Origin of the sequence: Bacteroides fragilis NCTC 9343, from assembly GCF_000025985.1 — a bacterium.
GTDB classification, from domain to species: Bacteria; Bacteroidota; Bacteroidia; order Bacteroidales; family Bacteroidaceae; genus Bacteroides; species Bacteroides fragilis.
In genome coordinates, this window is sequence record NC_003228.3 from 2,818,686 (window position 1) to 2,844,870 (window position 26,185).

Here is a 26,185-nt window from a genome sequence, read left to right on the forward strand (position 1 = left end):
ATGGAAATCAGAAGAACCGGAAATACCGGATTTATAGATACCGGGGAGGGGCAGCTTATCTCCTTCGCCATGGGAAAGGGATGGTCTCCTTCTTCCATCAGCTTCAGCCGCCCGGAGAGCTGGCAGACCCGCAAGATACGGGTCGCGGGTGTGAATATCGTGCCCATGGGTGCCAATAACGACCTTCCCGGCGACGTACAACGCCTGCTGGATAACTTTTACGGCGGTGAGGGTATCATGGGTAAAATACAGGGATTGCAGTGGGGAGAGGGCCCCCGCTTCTTTGAGGAGGCCATCGACTCCGAAAACAACCGCTTTTACCGCAAATGGATACTCGATGACGTCATACAGGCGGATCTGGAGAGCTGGGATTATCGTGACTATATGCTCCGCTGCCTGGTGGACCTGGTGCACATGCAAGGGTTCTGGGTAAAGTTCATCCGTAACCGGGGACCGCGTATCGGAGAGGGGGGAAGGATAATCAGGCTGGAACATATCCCTTACAGGAAATGCCGCTTCGAGTATCCCGATGACAGACACGATTTGCCACAGAACGTATATGTGGGCGACTGGCCCTTCCCCGATCCCGACAGGCTGGCCAAATATCCCGTTTTCAATCCGGCGGACCCGTTCCGGCATCCGGTATCGGTCGGCTATTTCAATATATACTCCTTTTGCAGGGACTTTGTCAGCGCGCCCCGTTTCCTGGGGGCTTTCCCGTGGCTGGAACTGGCGGGCACCATCGCCCCCTTGCTGGCAGCCTATAATGCCAACGCGTCGGCACTGAGCCTGCATATAGAGAGCCCGCAGGCCTATTGGGACGCGGCAGAGGACAGGATCAGGGAAATATGCAAGCGTAAGGGGGTGCCTTATTCGGCCAAAATGCTCGAGGAATTCAAGGATGAAGCCATGGAGAAGTTCGCTTCAGGAGTGACCGGCAGGGAGAATGTGGGCAAATACATGCACACGACCAGGTTCTGGGATGCGGACGCCAATGACTTCCAGGGCTGGACGATAACCCCCATCGACAAGAAAATAAGGGATTATATCGAAAGCCAGATCAAGATCGCCAACAAGGCCGATGCCGCGGCCACATCCGGATTCGGACTGGATCCGGTGCTCTCAAACCTGATCATGGACAACAAGCTGTCCTCAGGGTCGGAAAAACTGTACTCCATCAAGGTGTACAATGCCAGTGAGACGGCCATACCGGACATGATCCTGTGCAAACCGTTGATGCACTACATACGGGCCAATTATCCGGGAAGCAGAACACAGGTGGGGCTTTACCGGAGCGTAGTGGAATCCGAACAGAGTGTAACACCCGCAAACAGGATGAAAGAAAATATATAAAAACAAAAAAAAGGAGGATACATGAACCGTTTTTTTATAGACTATAACCAATTGAAGACCCTTGACAAAGATCTTATACGGCTTTATCACGAAGAAGCGGGCAAACGGATGGCCGATTTAAAGGAAATCGAGTCTCTGATTACCGACAAGGCATACCGGCTGTTCAGTATATATTATGCGGTAGAGATAGCGGTGGTCGGGTACGTACTCACCCAAATAGATAAAACCCGGGATATGGGATTGATCAATGCCGGTATGGCAATTGTGGTTTTCACCGCAATATCGCTTTGGTATGTGGTTAAGGTTATGAGGCCACATGGGGTGATGCCGGCGGGCAGATCACCGGAAAACTTCCAAATCGGAAAGAACTGCAGGTATTTTGAAGAAAACAGATTCGCCAATAAGTACGCTTATATCATGGCAGGGGAGTTGATGAACCTGCAATATAAAATAGATGCCCAAAACGAGAAAAATGCGGAAAGAGCCAGGCTCAGCAATGTATCGATAAACTTCATGCTGGCAGGACTGGTTCTTGCCGTACTGGTCTTTGTCCTTACGGTTGTTTTCCGGTGAATCCGGGAATGTCTACCGGATTTGATCACCAAAACTTTCCGTTCCACCTGTTTCGGTGGGAATGTCATAATCTACATCCGGTATGACAGGGAGTGTATCCCCGTCATTGAGAAGGACTCCATAACCGTTTTTTTCTTCGTATGGCATATTTCCAAAAGGGTGAACCCCTATCACTACGTGCCCAAAAGGTACATCCGAACCTTTAATCCGATTTTACGGATTACGCAATGAAAAGGGATTCGTGTTATGATATTAATTGGGCGGGGCTAAGATACGAAATAATCCTAAACGCAGAAAGAGTCATGTATTTATATGCGGTATTTTTTAATGCAAGCTGAAAAAAAGTGATAAAAAATATGAAACTGATATTTGATAAAGATTCAAACGGCACGCAGGAACTGGTCGACGCCCTGGGTCTGATCGATGCCCGCACGGACTTCTCCAAATGGAAACCGTACATACCTTTAAGCATACGTCGCCTGACCGCCATCATAGGGCAGGAGGTTTATGACAAGGTTCTCGACTTCTACCAATCGGCAAGCGTCGATCCGGATGGCAAGCTCACCCGCCTGTTGGGAATGGTGCAGCAGTCCGTAGCGCTGTTTACCTGGCTGAAAATCATCCCCACACTGGATGCGCAGCATGGGAACACAGGCAGGCAGAAGCGCCTGGGGGAGCACGAAAAAGGGCTGACAGCCTTACAGGAGTACAAGGATGAAGCCAACATCCTGAGTCAGGCCTACGAGTCGGTAGATGCCCTGATAGCATATCTGGAGCAGGAAAAGTTCGATTTCTGGATACAAAGCCCCAAAAGGAAGGCTGTATCGGAATTGCTCCTGAGTAGCAAGGAGGCATTTGATTTTTACTATGTAACCGGCAGCCACCGGCTGTTTCTGACCCTGGCACCCATCATCCGGGAGGTGCAACAGAGGCATATCATCCCGATAATCACGTACGGCCGTTATGAAAAGCTGGTAGCGGGCCAGCAGGTGGCAGAGGGGTTCCGCGACGCCGTCTGCCGGCCGCTGGCCCTGCTGTCCATGAGCAAGGCCGTGGAACGTTTGCCCGTGGAGGTCCTGCCCGACGGTGTGGTGCAGGTGCAGCTTGCAGGAAGCGTCCGTGAAAAGCTCAGGGCGGAAGCCGAAGCGCGCAAGACAGTGGCAAAAAGCCTGGAACAGGATGCCATGCGGAATCTTGCCGCGCTGGAGGACCTGGTCGCGGCGCTCGACGCCGCACCGGACGAACCGGATCTGTATGTACCCTCGATCACCCTTCAATCAAAAGGCATAACATTCTGACTATGAAAGAAATTACGTACAACAATCAAAAGAAAGAGATTCCGGACTCCCTGGAGGAATTATCACCCAAGGAGTATTACCGTTACCTGGAGTTGGTATTAATGATGAATGCAGGGGAGATTTCTCCTTTCCAGATGCGCTGCAAGCTGCTTTCCTGCCTTCTGGGGATGAAGCATAGCCTTCTTCTGTGCCGGGGAGAAATACAGGAAGAGCTTTTGGCGCAACTCCCCGCCCTGGACGGGTTCTTCGATATCACCTCGCAGGAGGGGATGACGGTTTACGACGCCCGCCTGAAAACTGGCCGGAACCTGCTGCCCGCCTATAAGGAGTGGAAAGGCCCGGGGGATATGCTCTCGGGGATTACTTTCGGACAGTTTATCGAGTGCATGGGTGTGATGGCGGAAATGGAGCGCGCCCGGGAGCAGGGAAATGAAGAGGGTATAGGGGAACTGATATCTTCCATAGGCAGACTGCTTTATAAGAAACAGGGCCCTCAGGAAACCGGCCCTCCTCCTTTCCCGGTCTGCTTCCACGCATACATCTTCTTTCTCGCGGTCTGGGAACTGATTTACAGTGTCCCCATTTCAACCAACGGGAAGGACATCGACTTCTCGATCCTGTTCGAGAAATCCGGGCGGGGGAATGCAGGGGACAATACCGGCTGGGTGGGAATCTCGTACGACGTGGCCGCATCGGGTGTTTTCGGTGATTTCAGACAGGTAAACGACACCCCTTTCTGGGATGTGATGCTATACATTTATAAATGCAGGTTTGAAATGTTACATAACAATAAGAAGCAATGAAGTATTTTACAATCAAGGAATTAAGCCACAGCGATACGGCCGTGGCGCGCGGGATTGACAATACCCCTACGGGGGAGGCGGTTCACAACCTGACAGAGCTGGTGGAAAACGTCCTCGACCCGCTCCGTGAAAAGTACGGAAAGCCCATCCGGGTAAGTTCCGGTTACCGGAGCGCTGTGCTGAACAGAAGCGTGAACGGGGCGACCTCCAGCCAGCACCGGCTGGGTCAGGCCGCCGATATTACCGTAGGCAGCAAGGAGGGAAACCGCCGGCTTTTCGAGATCATCCGCAAGGAACTGCCTTTCGACCAGCTGATCGACGAGAAGGATTTCTCCTGGGTGCATGTGTCATTCCGCAAAGGCAAAAACAGAAAACAGGTATTAAAACTCTAAAACTGTTCAGCTATGGTAGATTTACAGCAATATGAAGAGTATTTCCGGGAACTCAGCCAGGCGTTACCCGGGATCGGTTCGATGATCCCTGTCACCTATGATATAGACATATATGAATATGTCCAGTCACTCCGGGCGGAAGACCTGCCTGTACTGTTTGTAGTCCTGCCCACCTGCGAATCCCTCAGTCGGGATCCGGATTGTGTGGTCGAAAGGAATTTCGGCATGTGTCTTCTTCTGGACAAAACCGACTGGCAACGGGAGCGCGGGTTAGATGCACAAAAGCGCCTTCAACCGACTTTTGAAGAGATCAAGAGCATGATGCGCCAAGAGTATGGCCGGTGCGGAATTTTTTCACGACTGAACCTGGAGGAGATGACGTCCTCTCCCGAGTCCGGACTGTTCAAGGCGCTGTCCGGATGGAGTCTGGGATTTACGTTTGATTCAATATAAAGGCGGACAAAAATGGAGAACGACAGAGTTTCTTTAGAAGATTTGACCCAGGGACAGTGGCTGGAACTTCGTTACCAAATGGAACCCAGGAATTTCAAACGCCTGGTAGAGCGTGCCCGCAATGCCGGAATCGATGTTCCCGCCTGCGTAGGGGTAAAAAACTATGCCCCAAAGATTAAATTCTCTACGTTAAGTGAAACGGCACGTTATGTCCGCTCCCAGGATATTGAGGCTGTAAAGACCTTTAACCGCAGGTGTGAGAACTGGTCAATTTTCGTGACCGCCGAACTGCGCAGCCAGGCACGTATGTCCTTCCCTCACAATCCTAAGCGCTCCAAGGGTGCCACACCCTTGTCTGAAAGCATCAATGGCAATGTCAGATACGACAAGAAATACAAGGTGGAGGTCCGCTCCCTGGGCTTCTCCTTCGCCCGGCATGGCGTCATGCTGCATTACGGGGCGTCAAGCGGACACGGAGGATATATCGGCAGCAAGTGGAGGGATCGTTTCGGGAACATACGCACCACTAATCCCGCCAGTTTTGGCAAGATGGGGCAGGGGAACCGTAAGGCGGTGCACTGGTTCAATCCGGTGCTTCGCAAACATCTTCCCACCCTGGCGGATATCGCCGCCGAATACTGTATGGACATGTCTCTGAATCTGGCCGGGCTGTTCCTGGAAGAATAGCAACAACAAAGAGAGGTACGCGTGGAAGAGACATGCTCCCTCCCTTTGTCCTTTACCCCATGGACCGTATCCGTGATATTTGCCCTAAAAAAGAATAATATGGCGGACAAAGATCTAACCAGGGGTATCAAAATTTATCTGGATACCACTAAATACAGCCAGGGGATGAAACAGCTTTCCCAGGCGACAAGGGAATACGAATTCACGCTTAAGGGATTGCGGGAAGCGGGAAAGGGAAATACCGAGCAGGCCAAACGCCTGGAAGCCCAGATCGCACAGAACAAGAAAATCTACCAGCAATACAGCGCAGAACTCGATCGGCAGAAAAAGATACTGGAGAACCTGGACAAGGCTACTTATCCCGAACTGGTGGCCATGCAGAAGAAATTACGTGCCCAGGTGCAATCCAGCAAGCGGGACACTACGGAATATACCGTGGCATTACAACAACTGACCCGGGTAAACCTGGAGGTGGCCGAAGCTCAAAAAGAGATGCGCCGCCAGAGCGAAAAGCAGCAAGAAAGCTTTTCATCCCTTACCAGGATGAAATCCGCGGTAGTCGGTTTTTTCGCCGGTATAGGTGCCAGTGCCGGCTCCTTCTTTGCAAACAGTATCTCGGAGGCCAGGTCCTGGATGTCCGAAGGTATCAGACTGGCGGCAAACGCCGACGGTGTCAGGCGCGCTTTTGACAAACTCGACCGCCCGGGAATGCTTTCGGAGCTCAGGAAAGCCACTAAAGATACGGTGAATGACCTGGAGCTCATGCAGGCCGCGGTACGCGCCAAAGACTTTCGTATCCCGCTCGAGGACCTGGGGAAATACTTGCAGTTTGCCCGGTTAAAAGCACAGCAGACCGGACAGAGCGTGGATTATCTGACTGACTCGATCATAACCGGACTGGGTCGTAAATCGCTGCTGATACTCGACAACTTAGGCCTGTCGGCCGCGGAGGTCAACGAGGAGATGGCCAAAACGGGGGACCTGATGACAGCGGTGGCTGCAATCGTGGACAGGCAACTCGCACAAGCGGGGGAGAATTACGTGTCGGCTGCGGACAAGGCCGCTCAAAAAGCCGCGGAGCTGCAAAACAGGCAGATGGAAATCGGAAGGCTCCTGCTTCCTCTGCAAGAAAAATGGAGCAGTCTCTTCCAGTCTCTCAAGCTCGGTTTTTCAGATGTGGCGCTCTGGATATTGGAACATAAAAAAAGCATCATTACGCTTATCTCCGTGGTTACCGGTTTTATTCTGGTTTATAAAACGGTTATTCTTCTGCAAAAAACATGGAACGGGCTTTTAATGCTGGGCAAGGCGGTCAGTCTGGCCTACGCCTCTGTTGTGGTCATGCAGAGAGGAAACATCCTCAGAAGCGCTGCCGCCATGAAAATGTATAATGCCTCGGTGGCGTCCAACAACATCCTGGTAAAGGCATGCACCGCATCCACTTATCTGTTTGCCGCCGCCAAGGCGGTGCTTACCGGGAATATCAACAAGGCCCGGATTGCCATGCAGGCCTTTTATGCAATCACCAAAATAAGCCCGCTGGCCATAGTGGCCACCGTGGTCGCCGCCCTGACATACAAGCTGGTGTCTTATCGCAGGGAACTTACGGCGACGGAAAAAGCGGAGCGGAGCCTGCACCGGGTGCGGGCGCAGGCCGCCGACACCGTAGCCACCGAAACCCGGGAACTGAATACCCTCCTGGGAATCGCACGCAACGAGAAAATAAGCAAGGAGCAGCGGATGGAGGCCATAAAAAGGCTCAACGCCTTAAGTGAGGAATACCTTGGCGGTCTCAGGCTGGAAACAATCAACACCAGGGAAGCCACGGCCGCAGTGAAAGACTACACGGACAACCTGTTGTCCATGGCCAGGATACGCTCGGCAAACTCAAGGCTGGAGGAGATCCAGAAAGAAAAAAGGGCACTGGAGGAACAACGTAAGGATATCCATGCAAACCGGAATCTCTGGGACAGTTTCAAACTGGGGCTCGCCAAAGGGTTCAATTCCTTGTCCGTAGCGGTAAAGGGGTATTCCGACGCCTGGTCGGAGGGGGTCATCCATGACTATTTTGCAAGGGAATTCGATCAGATACAAGCCTTGAACCGGGAAGAAAAGAAACTTACGCAGGAGATCACGGCCTCACAGCAGGATATCATTAAGGTCGATACCCAATCCGAGGCAAAAACCAAGGACCTTATCCAGGCCAAAAAGGAAGAGATTGCCCAGGCTGAGCGGGAAGTCGCCTCGACGCCGGCTCTGCTGGCCGCCAAAAACCGGAAACTCCAACAGTTGAACGAGGAGCTTAAAGCGTTGCAGCAGCTGGGGACTATCCGGGAAACCCCGGACGGATTCGCCTCGCAGACCGACAAGGTCCTCTCGGCCCTGAATGAGAGGCATGAAAAGGAGCTGCTCAAGATCCGGGAAAACAAGGAGAGGCAGCAGCAGACACAGGCACAATATAATAAGGCCGTGCTGGCGGAAGACATAAGGTTTCACACCCAAAGGCTCGGTATCCTCGAAGGGCTGGAGAAAAAGACCGCCCGGACCAAACTCAGGCAGCTGGCCGACATCCGGGCAAAAATGACGGAAAGCTCCGCCAAAATACTGGAGTTACAGCGGAAACTGGATGAAAACGAGGTTGCCCTGCTACAGGAACAGCGGGATAAAAAACTGGCCATACAGGAGGATACGTACAAGGCCGCCAGGGCACAGATAGAATTGAATTATGCAAACCTGCATATTACGCAGCAGCAGCGCGACATGTTGCTGTTGAGCCTGGAGGAGTCCAATTCCCGGGAAAGACTCGGTATCCTGAAGGAATACCGGAAGGATGTGGAAGCCCTGGAGCTACAGACGGGGGATGTGAAAATACAGGCCGTCAAACTCTCCGGGCAAAAGGTATTGGAGGCGGAGCTGGCCAACGCCAAAGACAGGGCCGCGCAGCAAAAGGCGATCGAAACCATGCTTTCCTCTTTCAAAAAAGAGTTCAACCTTTTCAATCTGCCGGATGAAACGGACCTTCAGCTCAAGGTGCTGGAAGCGTCATACCGGGCCCGGCTGGAACTGATCCGCAATGCGCTCAAAAACGAGCTTGTCACAAAGGATCAGGCCGCCCGGCAGGAAAGGGAGCTGGAAGAAGCGTACAGCACCGCAAAACTGAACATAACCCGGGGTGCCGAAGAGCGCAGAAACGGGATTTTGGAGAAGTACGGGCTGCTCGGATTCCAGCAACGCTATGCCATGCAGATGGCGGCCCTCAAGCGGGAGAAGGAACAGGGGTTGATAGGTGCCGAAGCATATGCAAAGGCCGAAAAGATGCTCAAGATACAGTTCTGGAAAGAGGCTTTCGATTATTATTCCAACCTGTTTTCAGGCGCTGTCTCGGCCCTGCAAAACGCCGAGATCGCGAACATGGAGGCCAAATATGACGCCGAGATCGCCGCGGCACAGGGAAACGCGCAGGAGGTCGAACGACTGGAAACGGAGAAGGCGCAGAAGAAGCTGGAGATCGAGAAGAAATACGCCGACGTGCAGTTCGCCGTAAAAGCCAGCCAGATCATTGCCGACACGGCCGTGGCCATCATGAAAGCGCTCTCGCAACTGGGACCGATCGCAGGACCGGTGGCGGCAGCACTGATGGGAGTAACCGGAGCCGCCCAGCTGGCCGTGGCCAATGCTGAAAGACAAAAGGTAAAGAGCATGACGCTCTCCGGAGCGTCCGGCTCCACACCCGTAAGCGCCGAAAGGGTGGTGAACGCTTCCGGGGGATATGACCAGGGAGGTTACACCGGGGACGGAGACCGCTACGAGGTGGCGGGCGTCGTCCACAGGGGGGAGTACGTCATTCCGGTGCCGGAAATGAAGAACAAGCGGGTGGTTAACATGGTAAAGGTCATCGAAAGCATACGCCGCAACCGGACATCGGCCAATCCATGGCCCGGGTATTACGAGGGAGGGAAGGTCACGGAAAGAGAGCGCCCCGGACAGGACATCGACCGTCTGAACCGGGCGGCGGAGAAATTGGAAAGGGCCTCAAGGAACCTCTCCCGGCCGGCAAAAAGTTACGTCCTGCTGAGCGACATCAACGCGGCTCAGGATTTGCAGAAGAGTTCAGAGAAACCATTTACAAGAACAGACCAATAATACAACCGGTATGGCATTAACCATTCAGACAGAGAAAGGGATATTCGACCTTCCCCGGGATTTCAGCGTGGAGATAGAGAACACGTCGCCCATATACACCGACAAGGGCAGCCAGACGATCGCATCGACGTTGCCGGCAACCGGGCACAATCTTTCGATGGTGGATTACATCCACCGGCCGGATATCCGCAATGCGCCAAAGCGGGACGCCGCGACGGTGGTGACCGACGGGGTTTACCGGCGGACAGGAAAACTCAATATCACCTCCGTGTCAACGGAGTCGGGCATCGTATGCAACATCGGGTTTGACGAAAGCCTGATGTATGAAGCCTGGAAAAACGTTTCACTCAAGGAACTTCCGGGACTGCCGGTCATCAAATACCCGGAAGGCGTCGCAGCCCTTGCCCGTCACCTGGAGGAAGTGATGCGCTACCAAACCCCGGCGGATTATCACGTGTTCCGCATACAGGTGGCGTCTGAAACCCTGGAAGAGACGGAGTATCCGGAGTTCATCAACCCCATAGGGTCGGACGGGAAGACATACGCCCTGCTGAAGGAAGCACGGACCGAGAGGGTTGTCATATCGGGCCAGGCCGTAGATGTAAGGGTGCCCGCAGGATACGGGATATCGCCGTTCCTGAAGGTATCCCGCATATTGGAGATGATATTCTCGGCATACGGCTTTACATTGGTGGAGAATCCCTTTGCCACCGATTACCAGCTCAGCAAGATGGTCGTGCTCAACAATGTGGCGGACACCATTGTCACCGGAGAGATCGACTACAGGAATTTGATGCCGGACTGTACCGTCAACGAGTTTCTGGACGCGCTGTTTTGCCGTACCGGAGCCAAGGTTTACGTAAATGCCGGCCGGAAAGCCGTCATACGCCTGCTCAAGGATTCGATAGGCGCAACGGCATCCGCCGACTGGACACCGCTCAAGGCCTCGGAACCGGAAATAAACTACACGCCCGCAAAGCAGCTCAAGCTCTCGGCGGGCACATCGTTCAAGGAAGCCGAACCGGCGGCGGACTCCTTTGAGAAATTCCTTAAGCCTTATGGGGGGATCATTACGGAATTTACAGGAGACCGGGACGTGCCCGACGAACTGTACATAACCTACCAGCCTTCCACCGGAAGATATTACAAGCGGGACATCGTGAACAAGAAAAAGAAGTGGATATCCAGCGACTTTTTCCCATGGGACAAGGCCACCCCCGGTGTGGAATACCTGGAGATAACGGGAAAGGACGAATGTGTCCCCATGGCATTTAAAACGGGTCTGCTGACTCCCGGATATCTGGCGGGGGCGGTCAACATCAACACAACCCTCAGAGGGGTCGCCAAGGAGCAGGGGGAGAAGAAGCAGACACCCCTGGCTTTCTGCTTTGCCATGGGGAAAACCAATCAGATTATAGGAGCCGGGGCCCTTGTGGAGGAGTATTATTTCGGCAGCTCACTCTGCCGGGGGCCCAAAGGCGAATACTTTCAGGACCCCGGGGGGAATGTTTACAGGTATTCACTGGTTTTCAGGGGAGAGGACGGGGCGTTTAACCGGTTCTTTAAGGAGTACGACGCAGTCCTGAGGCATGCCGATCATGTCTATGCGGTACAGATGAACCCGGACAAGGCCGGACTGCTGAAGCTGGACGCTTCCCGGCCCGTCATGCTGCACGGACAAAGAATGATGGTCGAAAGCCTCAAGTACGCGCTTCCGCTGCGCAAAGGACGCCCTTGCCAGGTGAAACTGCGTTCCCTTAAACTCTTGCAGCCCTACGACCTGGACAAGGAGCAGGAATTGGTGCCGATGATTCCGCAGCAGGCAACATGGAAGGTCTTTACCTATTTCGACAGGGATATGGAACTCAGGGTGCAGGAGTTGCGGGAGCAGCCGGGGATCATCAGGGTCGATGTCGTGGCAAAAGAGGTGCTGACCAAGCCGGAAGAGGGTGATTTCGACATGTACCCGCCACCATCCTTGCAGGATGTTGCCGACAAAAGGAAGATCATGTACACCTATAAGGGGAAGCTCAAATACAGACCGTATCCACCGGGGCTTACACAGGAGGAGGTTGTAAACTACAGGGCGGGAGTCATTGCCGTAAAGATATAAATCCTGTCCTTTAAACTACCGTGCCAAACGGTCATTTTTGCAGCATGGAAACAAAAAATCAAAATAAGATAGTGACGGCGCCCTCCCTGGAAAATACACAGGAACTTTACGAGATTTACCGCCAAAGATACGGGGCTGACAAGACCCCGGAGGACTTTTACCGGTTTATGACAACCCCCGGCGTGGAAAGGCGATCCTTTCTGCTTGAGAATACCCAAGCGCGGCCGCTATCCATTAATAACACGATCATTCATAAGTGCGTATGAGTTTCGAGATTATCAGAAAAACCGGAGAGATCGCCTTTGTGGCAAACCCTATCGCCTTTGAGGTAAAAACCTCCGGGGAGGCCGAAATTGAAATCCGTCTCAGGGTTGGAGCACAGGAGGTGTTTTCAGCCTCCTACGTACCTTTTGGCGACAGGATCCATTTCGACATTGCCGAAATCTTACAGCCCTTCGTTACTTCCGGACCCTTGGAGGACTCGGAGGATCTGATCCTGCCCGTATCCGGTTTTATGGCCGGTTACACGCTCGAGGTGAAAGGGCAGGAGACCCGGACACTCACCGGCAAGGTGATATGCGGGGGGATCAGCAAACAGGCGGCAAGGGAAATGGCCGGCAGGGGAATGGACTTTATCCTGAACCGGCTCAGGGATTATTCATCGCAATTCCTCTTTACCACGCGGACCCGCGGGAAGCATATTGCGATAAGGGAAACCGAGGTCTCCCCCCTGATCTTCATTCATCCGGACAAAAGGATACAGGTGGAATCCGAATATGGAAACAGAATAAAACTGCCTGAAGGGACAGCCGGAGAAATTTATGCTTTAAACATAGGGCGGATCCGGCGGGAGTTTTTCCACAAGTATAACCAGATCGTGTCATTCATCCGGGTATTGGTGCCGGCCGAAGAAGCCTTTGACATCTCTTTCACACCCGGGGAAGTGTCAGAAAACGGACTGTCATTTCTCTTCAGAAACTCTTTGGGATGCTATGAAGTGATAGAAATGCCGGGGAAAATGATTTGCTCCCTTGACCGGGGGGATGATGAAAACTACCGGACATTCGATGAAGAGGGCGGTGATTATATAACCGGACGTCCAAGGCCCGACCTCCTTCAAAAAATGAAGCTGAATACAGGATTCAAGAGAAAAACAGAGCTGAAATTCATTCAGGACCTGCTCTCCTCGGATGATATCCGGCTGCTTAACGGAACCGCCCGAAGGCGTGTACTGGTAACTTGCGAAGAGTACGGTTATGAAGAACCCATGAAGGAGCCGACATCCCTGGTGCTCGATATCGAGGTTGCCGAGCGGGAATCCAATTACACCCCGGACATGGACGGGGAGAACGCCCCACCTTTCATCGAACTCCTGCCCGGGGAGGTGGAAATACCCTCAGAAGGAGGGCAGGTCAGGGTACGGGTCGAATCAAATATCATGTGGGAGGTGGTTTGATTCCTAGTTCTTACGGAACTTGGAAAATACCCCGGACGGGGAGTGAAAGCAAAGCGAATTAAAAACAGTAGAAATCATTTAATAAATTACAAGTATGGCAAAAGCAAGTTGGTGCAATGTAAGCCCCATGTCAGGGAGCAAGAACGGTACTTTAACGATTAGTGCAGGAGTTCACACAGGACGTACTGCAAGAAGCACGACGGTCACAGTGACAGCGGCAAACGGAACGAAACCTTCTGCCACGATAGCGGTATCTCAGGCAGGTACAGGAGTATCCACAACAATGGATGCAAACAAGCCTGATCTTCCTTCTTCCGGAGGAGTCGTTAACATAAACGGAACGTCTAATAGTTCAAAATTAAAGTGGACCTGTACCGCAAGAGTTATGGGAGTAGATATGCCTATAGACGATAATTATGTAAAAGTGGCGGTAAACGGTGGGAATATAGGAAATAATGTGGCTATTCCGGGGGACCCCGGAGCATCGGGGAGTTTTAACTTTGTGGCGACATTAACTTTTCCCGCTTCGATGTTTCCGGTTGACGCTGTAGTGACTTTTAGGCTGACGGATGATACCGATTCAGCTAAACAATGTACTTTCACTTGGAAAGCGGGTGCGTCTTCTCTTTCAGTGAACAAGTCCTCTTTATCATTGGTTAACGGTGGAACCGGGCAAACCGTAAATGTTACTTCCAATGATGATTGGAACGTCTCTTAAGAGGTAAAGAGAAAGGATAGGAAGCGCCTAAATCGCGACCTATCCTTGCTTCTTATGATACTGCCCATTCGTCATTGGAGGTAACGTCTACCGTTTGTCCTGTCCCTGCATTCACAAGCGATAGCGAGGACTTGTTCACCGAAAGAGCAGATGCTCCCGCTGCCCATTTAAATTGGCACCTTACCATTTTTCCTGCACTGTCAGTCACGTCAACATTAGGAGCTAACGGTGTGGGCAACGGATTGCGGGCTATTTCCAGTTTGATGGAAAACGCATAAGAACCGTTCGCTCCGGGGTCTCCTGGGATAGTAACCGTCTCTGAGGCGGCAAGCACTTTGTCAGTAATTCCCGGAGCATTGAATTTTGCGGAAGCGGTAACCCCCGGAAGGTTAATCAGAGGAACCGATATTTTCAATGTCGGGCTGTTAGAGTTCCCGTTAATAGTGACAGACCCTCCTTCTCCGGGTAAATCCGGTTTAGAGGTATCCATCGTTAATTGCACTCCTACGCCGGCTTGCGATACCGCTATACTGGCCGAGGGTTTCGTTCCGTTTTTAGCCGTGACGGTCACTGTCGTACTGCGGGCCTCCCGTCCGGCATGTGCTGCCGCACTGATTGTTAAAGCCCCGTTCTCACTTCCTGACATGGGGCTTACATTGCACCAACTTGCTTTTGCCATACTAATCGTAATTTATTAAATGATTTCTACTGTTTTAAATTCGCTTTGCTTTCACTCCCCGTCCGGGGTATTTTCCAAGTTCCGTAAGAACTAGGATGTCCTTTACGCCCTGAAAAGAGTATGCGAACTTTGCGGCAACCATTAAAATTACATCGACGTGAAACTTATTGTTTATAACAGCCGGCTTGCAAAACGCATGCTGTTTCCGGGGTATTCGACAATCATGTTATTTGGCATTATCCTGACTAAAAGTGGGAAAGAAGAATGTCCGCCTGCATTGATCCGGCATGAGCAAATACACCAAAGACAGTATTTAGAGTGTTTTATACTCCCAGTTTTACCGGCCGTCCTGTTTACCCCATGGATACTGACCCTATGCCCTTTGAGTTTCTATATACTTTATCTGACAGAGTGGTTCATAAGTTTCGTACGGTATTTTTGGGGTCAGGGAATGACGGATCCGGGCAGAGCCGGCCATAGGGCATATATGTCGTCGGCCATGGAGATGGAGGCTAAGGTAAAAGAGGTGGAAACAGGGTATCTCGAAAGAAGAAAACACTTTGCATTTATGAGGTATTACGACAAAATATAAATGAGATACAACGGAGAATACCTAATTATAGGTAAATTAAAGTAGAGTTCTCCATAGTTTAACTTTTTTAACCAATAATAGTATGCAGGAATGTATTAATGAAATACTTTTGTGCAAAAATATATTTATTCGCCATAAAAACACTTCGTTGTGAAACGCGGGAGTTGCTTATATTTTATAGAAAAGGAGAAGAAAAATCTCCAATCTACACTAGGGGATACATATCTCTTCACTAATAAATGATCCCCACTCAGTGTTTAAGTTAAATTTTTATATGTATCCCCGCCACTTAGTGATAAGAGGCGGGGTTTGTTTTGGAAAATCATTATCCCTATTTAATAACTTACTTCAATGGATATGGTAGTTTCCCTATAGATAAAAGTCCCGTTATTTATCGAATATACAAGGTCATCTACTGAAATACACAAGGTGATTTTGGGGAATTATGCCACAATATGTATAGCGATTCTACACTTTTTCTACAATCCTTTTTTTAGTCATATTATATAATAATCTATTTATCAGCATATTATACTTATTATAAAACTTTGGCATACACCTTGCTCTTTGGTAGATAAAGTTAGTTTTAATTATCCATACTAAAAATGTAATTATGAAGAAAGTATTAGTAGCATTGACAATGGTTATGGGGATGGGCAGCGCAGTAGCGTTTGCACAAGAACCGGTTAAGCTCCCCGCTATGGAACAGAATCAACAAACATCTCAAGACAAATTCACAAAGATTACTGTCAAAGAGCTTCCGCAAGTAGTCAAGAGTACTTTGTCCAAGGATTACGAAGGAACTATAGTTAAAGAGGCTTTCGTTGCTGAAAAAGAAAACGGAAAGGTTTACAAGATAATTGTAACAGCAATCAAAGAAGACCAATCAACTGAAGAGATAACTGTATTGTTGAATGAAAAAGGGGAACCTGTGAATGAAAAAGATTGCTAAGGAAAGCATTTCATTCACTATGTGACGAAATCAATTTCTTTTTTTAATCTTTAAGTACGAAAAAGAGGGGAATAAATACCTCTTGAAGGCAAAACAGTGATTAGTACCTTCTCCAAGCGTAAATGTGTTAATAGTGTCCTGCTTCTTAGTGATAAGAAGCAGGAATTAAAAAAAAGTAGGTTTAAAGCGAATTATAATTTATATGCACGCTTTTTCGATAAAAATCTTTCATTAAATTATTTGCCACAAAATCCTCGTTGAGAAACGCGGAAGGTAGTTTGTTTTATATGGGAATGGCTTAATATTACCCCTCTTGCACTATCGGTCATTCTCGAGAAAGCTATTCATAAATAGTAATCTTTTTTATTCTATCCCGCTTCTTAGTGATAAGAGGTGGGATTTTGTTTTCATATCCTCACCTAAAGAGTTATCCTTCCCGTGTCTCAGATCTCCCTTTGCTAACTTAAAGAGCGCGTGCTAATCACTATTTATTGGTACTCCCCCTTCCTTGAAAAAGTGCATATCTTTAAAACAGGAAAATCCTAAATAGATTTTTCTAAAAAAGTGTATTTTTTATCCAAGTATATATTATGTTTTAATTATATAATATTATATTTGCATCGGTTAATATTTCGTTGGGAAACGGAACACTCGATTATGTTTAGTTAGTGTAAAAGATAGGAAAACAGAAAAAGAGATTTCTGTATATAGTAAATGTATGATATTACATTTTTCACTTTTGCATAGTATAATTTTATAATTGTTGGTACTGCTTCTACAAAATGAAGAAGCGAAGATGTTTTTTACGCTAAACAAAATTGTACAGTGTATTGCCTACGTTGCGAAACGCAGGCAATATAATTAATAACACCAACATGACCATTGGGCTGTTTGAATGTGAATAGATGGCCGGGAACACGCAAGTAATAATTTATTAGATTGTTGTGAAACAAGACTTATCCCTCTATTATAAATCTAGTGTGTATCAACCAAAGAGAGGGGAGTTTGCTTCAAATATATATATCCCCTCTCCACTACATCGCATGAAGCGAAGTTTAGTTAAAAATCTATTTCTTAGAGCAAGGACTAAAAAAACTCTCATGCTTAGTATTCAGTATATATTGCCTACGTTGGGAAACGTAGGCAATATTATTCTTTTCTTCAACAGTATTTCATTTCAAGTTCTCTAAATAATCAAGCACCTGTCGGTTGGCTTTGTCCACTTTCTCCATATCATAATCGATATAAATACTTGTAGTTTTACACCCAAATTCATGACCAAGGGCCAATGAAATAACATCTTTTGACACTCCTATTTTATGTGCTATTGTCGCCCATGTATGACGCGCCCAATAAACCGTTAGCTCTGGAAATAAGGGAAAGCGTTTTTTTACTCGTCTTCTTTTACCATTAATCACCTTTTCTACTAGTTCAACACTTCCGATCTCTTGGAGGTTTTCATTAAGTCTGTGAGCGTAATCTTTATAATTCTTGTAACGCTCAAGAATATTAAGTAAATACTTACTTCCTTTGTATCGTTCGATTATCTCGGCTGCTTCGGGTTCTACTTTTATATTATATATTTTCTTAGTCTTAGCCCTTCGATATTCAATTCTGCCGTTTCTAATTTTCTCCAAACGACATAAATCAACAGTATTTATGCCTACAAGATAGAAAATTAACATAAAAATATCGACATATTGCTTCTGATGCTCTTCGCAAGGATAATCTCTTAGAGTCACAAGTTCCTCTGGAGTCAATGCCCTTTTTGCAGTTGCCTCTTGTTTTATTTTAAATCTCCTAAATGGATAACATGAAATAGTTTCAGTATTAAGAGCATCATTAAATACAGCTCGGATATTTCTCATGTGAATACTAATCGAGTTAACTTTAGAGGTCTCTGAAAGATGAATCTCAAAACTCTTTAGCCAAGCATAGGTCACATCTTCAAATCTAAACTTATCTGGTACATCCACAAAACGACATATACGATCAAGTGTATATTGGTAGACTGCCTTCGTTTGGGGATTTTTCTTTCCTTCCACAAACCTTGTATAATACTGCACAAAAGAACATCCAGTTTCTTCCTGTTTCTCCTCTAATTTTCCCCTCAATAATATTCGTTGAAGATGCTCCTTGAACTGTTTTCCTGTCATTAAGTCCAACTTTCCGGCAATCCTTAAATTCAATAATTCCGTTTCAGCACAATGCACTCGCTGGGAGATATAGCCATTAAGGAATGACTTGTTAGGACCATTGATCACCTTTCCTTTTGTGGAGTCCCACTGATCTGGAGATAATAAAACACCAAGATTGATTAAGGCCTGCTGCCTTTTGTGTGTGACATTAATTTTAAGAGGAAACTTTCCATCTTTCCTATTCACACGTTTGTCGAAATACAATTTAATAGAAGCCATAATAAATACTCAAGATTTGCATGATTTTTGCATGATTCGGCATCCGAAATGCCCAAAATTCATCCAAATAATGCAATTAAACTCTTTTTTTTTTAATGACTATTAGCAGAAAAAAAATGCCAATAATCAAGTTCTAAAACTTAAATATCAGCATTTTTCTTTGTCGGGGTAGCGGGATTCGAACCCACGACCCCCAGCTCCCAAAGCTGGTGCGCTAACCGGACTGCGCTACACCCCGAAACACTTGTAAAAAAAGAGAACTTCCTTTTTCTTTGTCGGGGTAGCGGGATTCGAACCCACGACCCCCTGCTCCCAAAGCAGGTGCGCTAACCGGACTGCGCTACACCCCGTTTTATAGGGAAGTTCCTTTCAAAAGCGGTGCAAAGATAGGGACTATTTTTTAATATACAATAGTGGAGGAACGTTTTTTTGATATTTATTTTTTAACACCCTGTCCGTCATATATTTGAATATGAAATAAAAAAAGAGGATTACTCATTAAAAGAGTCCCGGTTCTGATGGAATCGGGACTCTTTTACCAAACAAACGACAGAGAACAGTTACTCAAGATCCTCTTTTACTACTTCATCTATCTCCTTGAGCTTCTTCTCCTTTGACTTTTTGTTGCCGGCAGATTTCTTTTTGGTATCATCATACACATTGTCTGCACGGTCTTCCATCTCTTCACTCCAGTCGTCATACATATTTGTTGCCGGCTGGCCGGTAAGAGTGGTATTCTCTTCTGCGATAGGTACATCTCTGTTAATTACTTTTGCCATATGTTCTACATTTTATTATTATGCTATAAAGACAATAAAAAATAGAAAAAGTTCTCCGTGTTAATGAAGTTTGATACTATTAGATAGATTTTAAAGCGGTATTTCAAGTTATATTTCCGAAAGCAGTGAACTAAATGCCGTTTCAAATGTATAATACAGAAATATCACCATTAAAAACGAATGTCATGAGATTGAAAACTCCCAAACCGATACGGCTTATTGCCCTTGCCGGCATAGCCTTGTTTATAGACAGTTCTGTTTCCATTCCCTCTGTCAGCGTAAAGGACTGGACCGAAATAGACGAAACAGGTAACCCACTTTATCCACTACCCAAATAACAACTCTTATGCTTACACAATTTTTAAATCTACTTGCTACTATCATCAGCGTCATCAGTTTGCTGATCGTAACTTATGGCGCGCTTATTGCCATTATTTCTTTCATTATCAATGAACTGAAGAGAGTAACCGGAGCTTACACCCCGACCAATATCCGAAAGTTGAGAGCCGTGTTCGGCACTTACCTGCTATTGGGGCTGGAGTTCCTTATCGCTTCGGACATATTGAAAACGGTATTGGAACCTACAATGAACGAACTGATTATTCTGGGAGGTATTGTCGTTGTAAGAACCATATTATCGGTATTCCTCAACAAAGAAATCAAAGAATTGGAAACAGAAAATAACTAAAACATAGTGAACCAACCATCTGTAATGGCGTTTATATTATTATTAATAAAAGAAAGGAGATCGGACTTATGAATACCGAAAAAGAGAAAACTTCATCAGAAGAACAAAAAAAGGCTGAAAAAGTGCTTAAAGACAAAGTTCCCGTACAGCAAACCGGAACCTACAGCGAAGCCACCAAGAAAGAAGTGCGCGACGCAGTAAAAGAGCTCAATCCGGACATGAGCGGATTGGATAGGGGTTAACAGCCCCTATCTTCCCGGAAACATCAGTGTAAAGCAGCTTCCTTTCCCTATCTCTGAGGAGACTGTAATGGTGCCGCCATGCAGATTCATGATCTGCTTACATAAACTGAGTCCGATGCCGGACCCCGATGGCTTGGTCGTAAAGAACGGAACAAATACTTTGTCTATCACTTCCGGAAGAATGCCTTCGCCGTTGTCACGCACCGTGAGACTGCAAACTTTTCCGGGGACCTGTTCCAACTCTACTTCTATCTGCGGTGCAGTATTTTGTCCGCAGGACTCTTTGGCATTTTTAATCAGATTGATCAGCACCTGCTCTATCTGGGCACGATCAATGTACAGAGTGGCCCCCCTGTGTGTTGCCGCAAAATGAATGAACGAATCAGGGAAGAGTTTCCTTAGGTCGGAAAAGAGTTCGTCCACCGCTACCAATGTGCGGGCAGGAGTGGGGATACGAGTCAACCGACGGTAGTTTTCCACAAAACCGAGCAGCCCTTTACTTCTCCGATGGATGGTCTGCATGGCTTGCAACATCACTCCGTATTCTTTCTCACTGAGCCGTTCGGGTATTCCGCGTTCACTCAATGTTTCGGATAATGAAATGATAGGAGTGATAGAGTTCATTATTTCATGGGTCAATACCCGTATCAACTTCTGCCAGGCTTCCATCTCGTTACGTTCCAATACCGAATGGATGTTTTTCAGGCTGACCAACAGCCTTTCCTTATTTTGTGCGGCAAACAAAGTACATGATACCGCCATCTCTACCGAGGCTCCTTGCTGCCGGATACGTACCACCTGCGTCTCGTTCCAGGAGGTGGTCAGCCACTCCTGAGGCAACCGGGATTCTTGTCCGACCAGTGCCACGGCCGCACGGTTCATCCATTCCACCCGGCCCGAACGGTCAGTCACCACCACAGCCGTATCTACCTTATTTAAAAGGTTCTCGTAATACTGGTGCTTGATCTCTTCCTCGAGCAGGCGTCCGCGGAACAACCTAAGTGTCTGAGAGAGTTCGTCCGCCAGTTCAACCATCATCTTGCTTTTAAACGGCGGCTGAAAGTTCTGCGTCATGTCATTGAAGCGGATGCAGTCTGTCAGTCGTCTCATCATGCCTGCCAATTTCATCTGGATGGAATAGAGATGAACGCCTGTAGCGATCAGCAGGATGCCCACAATCAGAGTACTGAACCATAATTCGTAACAGAACAGCAAGTATCCTCCGATGGAGAGCACCACCAACAATAGAATGTGCAGCACCACACTGATGGAATAGCGTTTCATAAGCCCAGTTTTTCAAGTTTACGATAAAGAGCAAAACGGGTGATACCAAGATACTCGGCTGCCCGGGTGATGTTCCCCTCGCTCAGCCGCATGGCTTTCTCTACCGCTTGCCGTTCCAGCAATTCCAGATTGAGTACCTCTTCCTCTTTCTTTTGCCGGACAGAAGAGTGGAAAAGAAAGTTCTCAGGCTTCAGCAGGGAGCCGTCACCCAAAATCACGGCACGCTCTATGGTATGTTGCAACTCGCGTACATTGCCCGGCCAATTATACTTCAGTAACTTATTCTTTGCCTCGCGCGTCAGCCCGTGCATCTCCTTCTTATATTTGCGGGCATAGCGCTCTAAAAAGAACTCGGCCAGCAGAATGACATCGTTACCACGCTCCCGTAGAGGAGGAATATGAATTTCTATCGTATTGATGCGATAGAGCAGATCCTGACGGAAGTTACCTTCATCCACCATTGCCCTGATATCGGCATTCGTCGCACAGATCAGGCGGACATCGATAGGTACCGACTGAGTAGAGCCTAACCGGCTGATCTGCCTTTTCTCTATCGCAGTGAGCAGTTTCGATTGCATAGGGAGCGAAAGGTTACCTATTTCATCCAGAAACAGAGTACCCCCTGTCGCCACTTCCATGCGTCCCGCCTTTGCTTTGCGTGCGTCGGTGAAAGCACCTTTCTCGTATCCGAATAATTCGCTTTCGAACAACTGTTCGGGAATACTGCCCAGGTCGATCGTTACAAACGGTTTACCGTATCGAGGAGAACAACGGTACAGCAAGCGGGCAATCACATCTTTTCCGGTACCGTTTTCACCCAGAATCAGGATATTGGCATCCGTCTCGCTTAACTTGTTGATGGTTGAAAACACCTCTTGCATAGCCTCCGATTCACCGATAATCTCATTTTCGGGTCCACCCTGTCCGCTCAGCACTTCTACCTGCTCCTTCAGCATATTCACTTCATGACGTGACTGCCGGAGTTTCATGCCCGAAGAGAGTGTAGCCAGCAGTTTCTCTTTTTCCCATGGTTTGGGGATAAAGTCCGTTGCACCTGCTTTGATGGCACGCACAGCCTTGTCCGTATCGGCATAAGCCGTCATAAAAATCACAATGGCCTGCGGATCGATCTTCAGAATCTGTTCCAGACTCTCAAATCCTTCCTGCCCACTGATGGCATCACGACTGAAGTTCATATCGAGCAAAATGATGTCCGGACCGAACGTAGTCATGAAGTGTTCGATGCGATCGGGAGTAGTAGCCACCTTAATCTTCTCAGTATAAGGTTCGAGCAATAGATTGAGGGCGAACAACACATCCTCGTTATCGTCTACAATTAATATTTTTCCAAGCTGTTCCATGTTATATTACGAGCTAATTTACTTTCCTTTAAAGGATAAGATATACCAGTTGTACAACTCGTCGTGTACCAGTTGTGCATCTCGTCATGTACCAGTTGTACAACTCGTCGTGTACCGGTTATACATCTCGTACATCTTATCTTACCATGTAATGATGCTAAAGTAAGCCGGATATATTCACTTACCTTTAGCCTGAGGGCAAAGGTACATATTATATCCATGTGTTGTGTGTGCTAATTCGCACTATTTTTGTGCGTATATGCACACGAAAGCAATAGGGAATAAAGATGCAAACTATTAATAAACAAAATATTACACGTATGGCACGGCTTTTGAATGGTTTATAGAAAAAGAAATGCACAATGAACTTGAAAACGATACTTATCATTGCCGGATGCAGTTATATCTTTCCGGCAACTGCACAGGAACGCACGATGGAGCTCTCGCTGGACGAAACCGTAAAGCTTGCCAAGCTTCAGTCACCCGACGCACAAACCGCACGCCACAGTTTCCGCTCAGCCTACTGGAACTATAAATATTACAGGGCGAACTATCTGCCTGCCTTGAGCCTGACCTCGGACCCGAACCTGAACCGGGCTATCAATAAGGTAACACTGGGAGACGGAACCGTGAAGTTTGTAGAACAAAACATGCTCAGCACCGACCTTACTCTGAATTTAACACAGAACATTCCATGGACCGGCGGTTCACTGTTTGTGGAAACGGCAGCACAACGAATGGATATCTTCAGCGACCACACGACAGCCTGGCAGACTTCACCTATTAATATAGGCTATCGTCAGTCGCTCTTCGGATATAACAGCCTGAAGTGGGATCGCCGCATCGAACCGGTCCGCTACCGGGAAGCAAAGAAATCGTATGTAGAAACACTGGAACTGGTGGCCACGCGTGCTACTCAAAAATTCTTTAACCTTGCCACCGCACAGAGCAATTACGAAACCGCCACTACCAATTACGCTAACGCAGACACACTCTATCAATATGCCCAGGGACGCTACAACATCGGTACCATCACCGAAAACGAAATGCTGCAACTGGAACTGAACAAACTGACCGAAGAAACCAACCGAATGAATGCCCGTATCGAGATGGACAACTGCATGCAGGAGCTACGCTCGTATCTGGGCATTCAGAGTGACGAGGAACTCAAGGTGAAAATCAACGACCACGTACCCGACTTCAGTGTAGAACTGCACGAAGCCTTATTACTGGCCAACGAAAACAGTCCGGAAATACAAAACATGATACGCCGGAAACTGGAGAGCGAAAGCAACGTGTCATACGCCCGTGCCAATGCCGGACTGAAAGCGGATATTTATCTGCGTTTCGGCCTGACACAAACTGCCGACAAGCTAGGAAGCGCCTACAAGAGGCCATTGGACCAGCAGTACGTCAGCCTGAGTGTAGCACTACCCATCCTCGACTGGGGACGGGGCAAGGGCAAAGTGCGCGTGGCACGCTCCAACCGCGACCTTGTGTACACACAGGTGGAACAAGACAAGACCGATTTCGAACTAAACATACGCAAACTGGTGAAACAATTTAATCTTCAGGCCCAGCGGGTCAGAATAGCCGCGCGAACCGATGAAACAGCTCAACGACGCAGCGACGTGGCCCGCAAACTTTATCTGCTGGGCAAGTCTACCATTCTCGATCTAAACGCTTCCATCACCGAGAAGGACCAGGCACGCCGCAACTACATAACGGCTCTTTACAACTACTGGAGTCTGTATTACACGTTGCGCAGCCTTACTCTTTTCGACTTTGAAGGCAAAACGCCGCTTACCGAGAATTATGACCTGCTGATAGACTGACCGGAATTATAAACTACAAATCGAAAAAACAAAATAATATGGATATTAAAATTGAAAAGAAACCCTGGTACATCCGCTATAAATTCTACATAGCCGGAGGAATTGCATTTGTCGCTTTCCTTGTTTACGTCATCATTCTGTCGGCCGGGCCGCGCAAGCTCCGCATCGAGTCGGAAAACATACAGATAGCCGAAGTCAAAGATGACAAGTTTATGGAATACGTCGATGTGGAAGGATTGATACAGCCTATTCTCACCATTAAAGTAAACACCCGTGAAGCGGGAAGCGTAGAGCGTATCATAGCCGAGGAAGGCAGTTTGCTCCAGAAAGGAGATACGATTCTGACCCTCTCGAATCCGGACTTGCTGCGTAGCATCGAAGACCAGCGGGACGACTGGGAGAAGCAACGCATCACTTATCAGGAGAAAGAAATCGAAATGGAACAGAAAAGCCTGAGCTTGAAACAACAGACGCTGGAAACCAATTACGAACTGGCACGCCTGAAAAAAAGTTTCACGTTGGACAAAGAAGAATTCCGCATGGGCATCAAGAGTAAAGCACAACTCGAAGTGTCGGAAGACGAATACAATTACAAGGTGAAGAATGCCGAACTGCAACGCGAAGGTCTTCGCCACGATTCGGCCGTGACCATCATCCGCAAAGATCTGATACGAACCGATATGGAGCGGGAGCGTAAGAAGTATGAACGGGCCACAGAGCGTCTGGGCAATCTGGTAGTGAAAGCACCCATCAGCGGACAGCTGAGCTTTGTGAAAGTTACTCCGGGACAGCAGGTGGGCTCCAGTGAAAGTATCGCCGAAATCAAAGTACTCGATCAATATAAGATCCATACTTCATTGAGCGAATACTACATCGACCGCATTACCACCGGACTGCCTGCTACTGTCAACTATCAGGGTAAAAAGTATCCGCTTCGCATCACAAAAGTTGTGCCCGAGGTAAAAGACCGCATGTTCGACGTCGATCTGGTCTTCACCGGCGAAATGCCCGATAACGTACGTGTAGGTAAGAGTTTCCGTGTCCAGATTGAATTGGGACAGCCTGAACAAGCCATCGTCATCCCACGCGGTAACTTCTATCAGGCCACCGGCGGACAGTGGATTTACAAAGCCAATGCATCTAAAACCAAAGCCGTACGTACGCCTATCACCATCGGACGCCAGAATCCGCAACAATATGAAATTACCGGAGGATTAGAGCCCGGAGATTATGTCGTTACAACAGGATATGATACCTTTGGCGAGGCAGAAGAATTAATACTTAAGTAATATAAAAATGAATCGAACTCACCACAGAATGGCACAGGGTTACACAGAGATAGTTCTCTCTTAATATCTTAATAAGCA

At 48.1% G+C, this 26,185-nt stretch carries 24 protein-coding genes and 2 tRNA genes; 18 read left to right on the plus strand and 8 right to left on the minus strand.

Annotated elements, in window-relative coordinates; all coding sequences use genetic code 11:
* Both BF9343_RS11500 and BF9343_RS11505 read left to right on the plus strand, forming a co-directional pair.
* The gene (locus tag BF9343_RS11500; RefSeq protein ID WP_010993009.1) at positions 1-1,353 is read left to right on the plus strand and encodes a hypothetical protein; all 1,353 of its coding nucleotides are present in this window, start codon (positions 1-3) and stop codon (positions 1,351-1,353) included.
* Positions 1,354-1,374: 21 nt separating this feature from the next.
* Positions 1,375-1,926: a hypothetical protein gene (locus tag BF9343_RS11505; RefSeq protein WP_008768862.1), complete on the plus strand. Its 552-nt coding sequence runs from the start codon at positions 1,375-1,377 to the stop codon at positions 1,924-1,926.
* A 12-nt stretch (positions 1,927-1,938) separates the two neighbouring features.
* Here the strand turns inward: BF9343_RS11505 and BF9343_RS24115 are convergent, their stop codons facing one another.
* The gene (locus BF9343_RS24115) at positions 1,939-2,073 is read right to left on the minus strand and encodes a hypothetical protein (protein WP_256293770.1); all 135 of its coding nucleotides are present in this window, start codon (positions 2,071-2,073) and stop codon (positions 1,939-1,941) included.
* A 209-nt stretch (positions 2,074-2,282) separates the two neighbouring features.
* On the opposite strand from BF9343_RS24115, the gene BF9343_RS11510 reads away from it, so the two are divergent.
* From BF9343_RS11510 to BF9343_RS11555, 9 genes are all read left to right on the plus strand, one after another.
* Positions 2,283-3,224, plus strand: coding sequence for a DUF6712 family protein (locus BF9343_RS11510; RefSeq protein WP_032595861.1), 942 nt, complete (start codon positions 2,283-2,285; stop codon positions 3,222-3,224).
* Between the two features lie 2 nt (positions 3,225-3,226).
* A complete protein-coding gene (locus tag BF9343_RS11515) occupies positions 3,227-4,027 on the plus strand; it encodes a hypothetical protein (protein ID WP_008768865.1) in 801 nt (266 codons plus the stop codon).
* A complete protein-coding gene (locus BF9343_RS11520) occupies positions 4,024-4,419 on the plus strand; it encodes a D-Ala-D-Ala carboxypeptidase family metallohydrolase (RefSeq protein ID WP_008768866.1) in 396 nt (131 codons plus the stop codon). The genes BF9343_RS11515 and BF9343_RS11520 overlap by 4 nt, the downstream gene beginning before the upstream one ends.
* 12 nt (positions 4,420-4,431) lie before the next feature.
* Positions 4,432-4,872, plus strand: coding sequence for a hypothetical protein (locus BF9343_RS11525; protein ID WP_008768867.1), 441 nt, complete (start codon positions 4,432-4,434; stop codon positions 4,870-4,872).
* A 12-nt stretch (positions 4,873-4,884) separates the two neighbouring features.
* Complete coding sequence (locus tag BF9343_RS11530) at positions 4,885-5,559, plus strand: hypothetical protein (RefSeq protein ID WP_008768868.1); 675 nt, start codon at positions 4,885-4,887, stop codon at positions 5,557-5,559.
* 99 nt (positions 5,560-5,658) lie between these two features.
* The gene (locus BF9343_RS11535; protein WP_224223150.1) at positions 5,659-9,702 is read left to right on the plus strand and encodes a coiled-coil domain-containing protein; all 4,044 of its coding nucleotides are present in this window, start codon (positions 5,659-5,661) and stop codon (positions 9,700-9,702) included.
* Positions 9,703-9,712: 10 nt separating this feature from the next.
* Positions 9,713-11,815, plus strand: coding sequence for a hypothetical protein (locus BF9343_RS11540; RefSeq protein ID WP_010993012.1), 2,103 nt, complete (start codon positions 9,713-9,715; stop codon positions 11,813-11,815).
* Positions 11,816-12,077: 262 nt separating this feature from the next.
* Positions 12,078-13,271, plus strand: a complete 1,194-nt coding sequence (locus tag BF9343_RS11550; protein ID WP_032595863.1) for a hypothetical protein — start codon at positions 12,078-12,080, stop codon at positions 13,269-13,271.
* A gap of 94 nt (positions 13,272-13,365) precedes the next feature.
* Entirely contained in the window at positions 13,366-13,989 is a 624-nt protein-coding gene (locus BF9343_RS11555) for a BACON domain-containing protein (protein ID WP_010993014.1), read from the plus strand.
* A 52-nt stretch (positions 13,990-14,041) separates the two neighbouring features.
* Here BF9343_RS11555 and BF9343_RS11560 read toward each other — a convergent pair whose 3' ends face one another.
* Positions 14,042-14,668 (minus strand): BACON domain-containing protein, encoded by a 627-nt coding sequence (locus BF9343_RS11560; RefSeq protein WP_008770335.1) that lies wholly within the window; start codon positions 14,666-14,668, stop codon positions 14,042-14,044.
* A 157-nt stretch (positions 14,669-14,825) separates the two neighbouring features.
* Here BF9343_RS11560 and BF9343_RS11565 point away from each other — a divergent pair, with 157 nt between their 5' ends.
* Positions 14,826-15,260, plus strand: a complete 435-nt coding sequence (locus tag BF9343_RS11565) for a hypothetical protein (RefSeq protein ID WP_008768873.1) — start codon at positions 14,826-14,828, stop codon at positions 15,258-15,260.
* A 613-nt stretch (positions 15,261-15,873) separates the two neighbouring features.
* Complete coding sequence (locus BF9343_RS11570) at positions 15,874-16,212, plus strand: hypothetical protein (protein WP_005793807.1); 339 nt, start codon at positions 15,874-15,876, stop codon at positions 16,210-16,212.
* Positions 16,213-17,384: 1,172 nt separating this feature from the next.
* Here BF9343_RS11570 and BF9343_RS11575 read toward each other — a convergent pair.
* From BF9343_RS11575 to BF9343_RS11590, 4 genes are all read right to left on the minus strand, one after another.
* On the minus strand, positions 17,385-18,629 hold the full coding sequence (locus BF9343_RS11575; protein ID WP_005806198.1) for a site-specific integrase: 1,245 nt from the start codon (positions 18,627-18,629) through the stop codon (positions 17,385-17,387).
* A 163-nt stretch (positions 18,630-18,792) separates the two neighbouring features.
* Positions 18,793-18,867, minus strand: a tRNA-Pro gene (locus BF9343_RS11580).
* A 37-nt stretch (positions 18,868-18,904) separates the two neighbouring features.
* A tRNA-Pro gene (locus tag BF9343_RS11585) sits at positions 18,905-18,979 on the minus strand.
* Between the two features lie 210 nt (positions 18,980-19,189).
* Positions 19,190-19,408 (minus strand): hypothetical protein, encoded by a 219-nt coding sequence (locus tag BF9343_RS11590; RefSeq protein ID WP_005787741.1) that lies wholly within the window; start codon positions 19,406-19,408, stop codon positions 19,190-19,192.
* A 185-nt stretch (positions 19,409-19,593) separates the two neighbouring features.
* Between BF9343_RS11590 and BF9343_RS23735 the strand changes: the two genes are divergently transcribed.
* The 3 genes from BF9343_RS23735 (at position 19,594) to BF9343_RS22690 (ending at position 20,338) form a co-directional block, all read left to right on the plus strand.
* Positions 19,594-19,746, plus strand: a complete 153-nt coding sequence (locus BF9343_RS23735; RefSeq protein WP_162837734.1) for a hypothetical protein — start codon at positions 19,594-19,596, stop codon at positions 19,744-19,746.
* A gap of 8 nt (positions 19,747-19,754) precedes the next feature.
* Positions 19,755-20,096: a DUF1622 domain-containing protein gene (locus BF9343_RS11600; RefSeq protein WP_010993015.1), complete on the plus strand. Its 342-nt coding sequence runs from the start codon at positions 19,755-19,757 to the stop codon at positions 20,094-20,096.
* A 68-nt stretch (positions 20,097-20,164) separates the two neighbouring features.
* The gene (locus tag BF9343_RS22690) at positions 20,165-20,338 is read left to right on the plus strand and encodes a hypothetical protein (RefSeq protein ID WP_005777810.1); all 174 of its coding nucleotides are present in this window, start codon (positions 20,165-20,167) and stop codon (positions 20,336-20,338) included.
* 6 nt (positions 20,339-20,344) lie between these two features.
* On the opposite strand, the gene BF9343_RS11605 is transcribed toward BF9343_RS22690, so the two are convergent.
* Both BF9343_RS11605 and BF9343_RS11610 read right to left on the minus strand, forming a co-directional pair.
* The gene (locus BF9343_RS11605) at positions 20,345-21,622 is read right to left on the minus strand and encodes a sensor histidine kinase (protein WP_005787744.1); all 1,278 of its coding nucleotides are present in this window, start codon (positions 21,620-21,622) and stop codon (positions 20,345-20,347) included.
* Positions 21,619-22,983: a sigma-54-dependent transcriptional regulator gene (locus tag BF9343_RS11610; protein ID WP_005787745.1), complete on the minus strand. Its 1,365-nt coding sequence runs from the start codon at positions 22,981-22,983 to the stop codon at positions 21,619-21,621. The genes BF9343_RS11605 and BF9343_RS11610 overlap by 4 nt, the downstream gene beginning before the upstream one ends.
* A gap of 362 nt (positions 22,984-23,345) precedes the next feature.
* Here BF9343_RS11610 and BF9343_RS11615 point away from each other — a divergent pair, with 362 nt between their 5' ends.
* Positions 23,346-24,818 (plus strand): TolC family protein, encoded by a 1,473-nt coding sequence (locus tag BF9343_RS11615; RefSeq protein WP_005787747.1) that lies wholly within the window; start codon positions 23,346-23,348, stop codon positions 24,816-24,818.
* A gap of 38 nt (positions 24,819-24,856) precedes the next feature.
* Positions 24,857-26,107, plus strand: coding sequence for an efflux RND transporter periplasmic adaptor subunit (locus tag BF9343_RS11620; protein ID WP_005787749.1), 1,251 nt, complete (start codon positions 24,857-24,859; stop codon positions 26,105-26,107).
* The last annotated feature ends 78 nt before the right edge of the window (positions 26,108-26,185 follow it).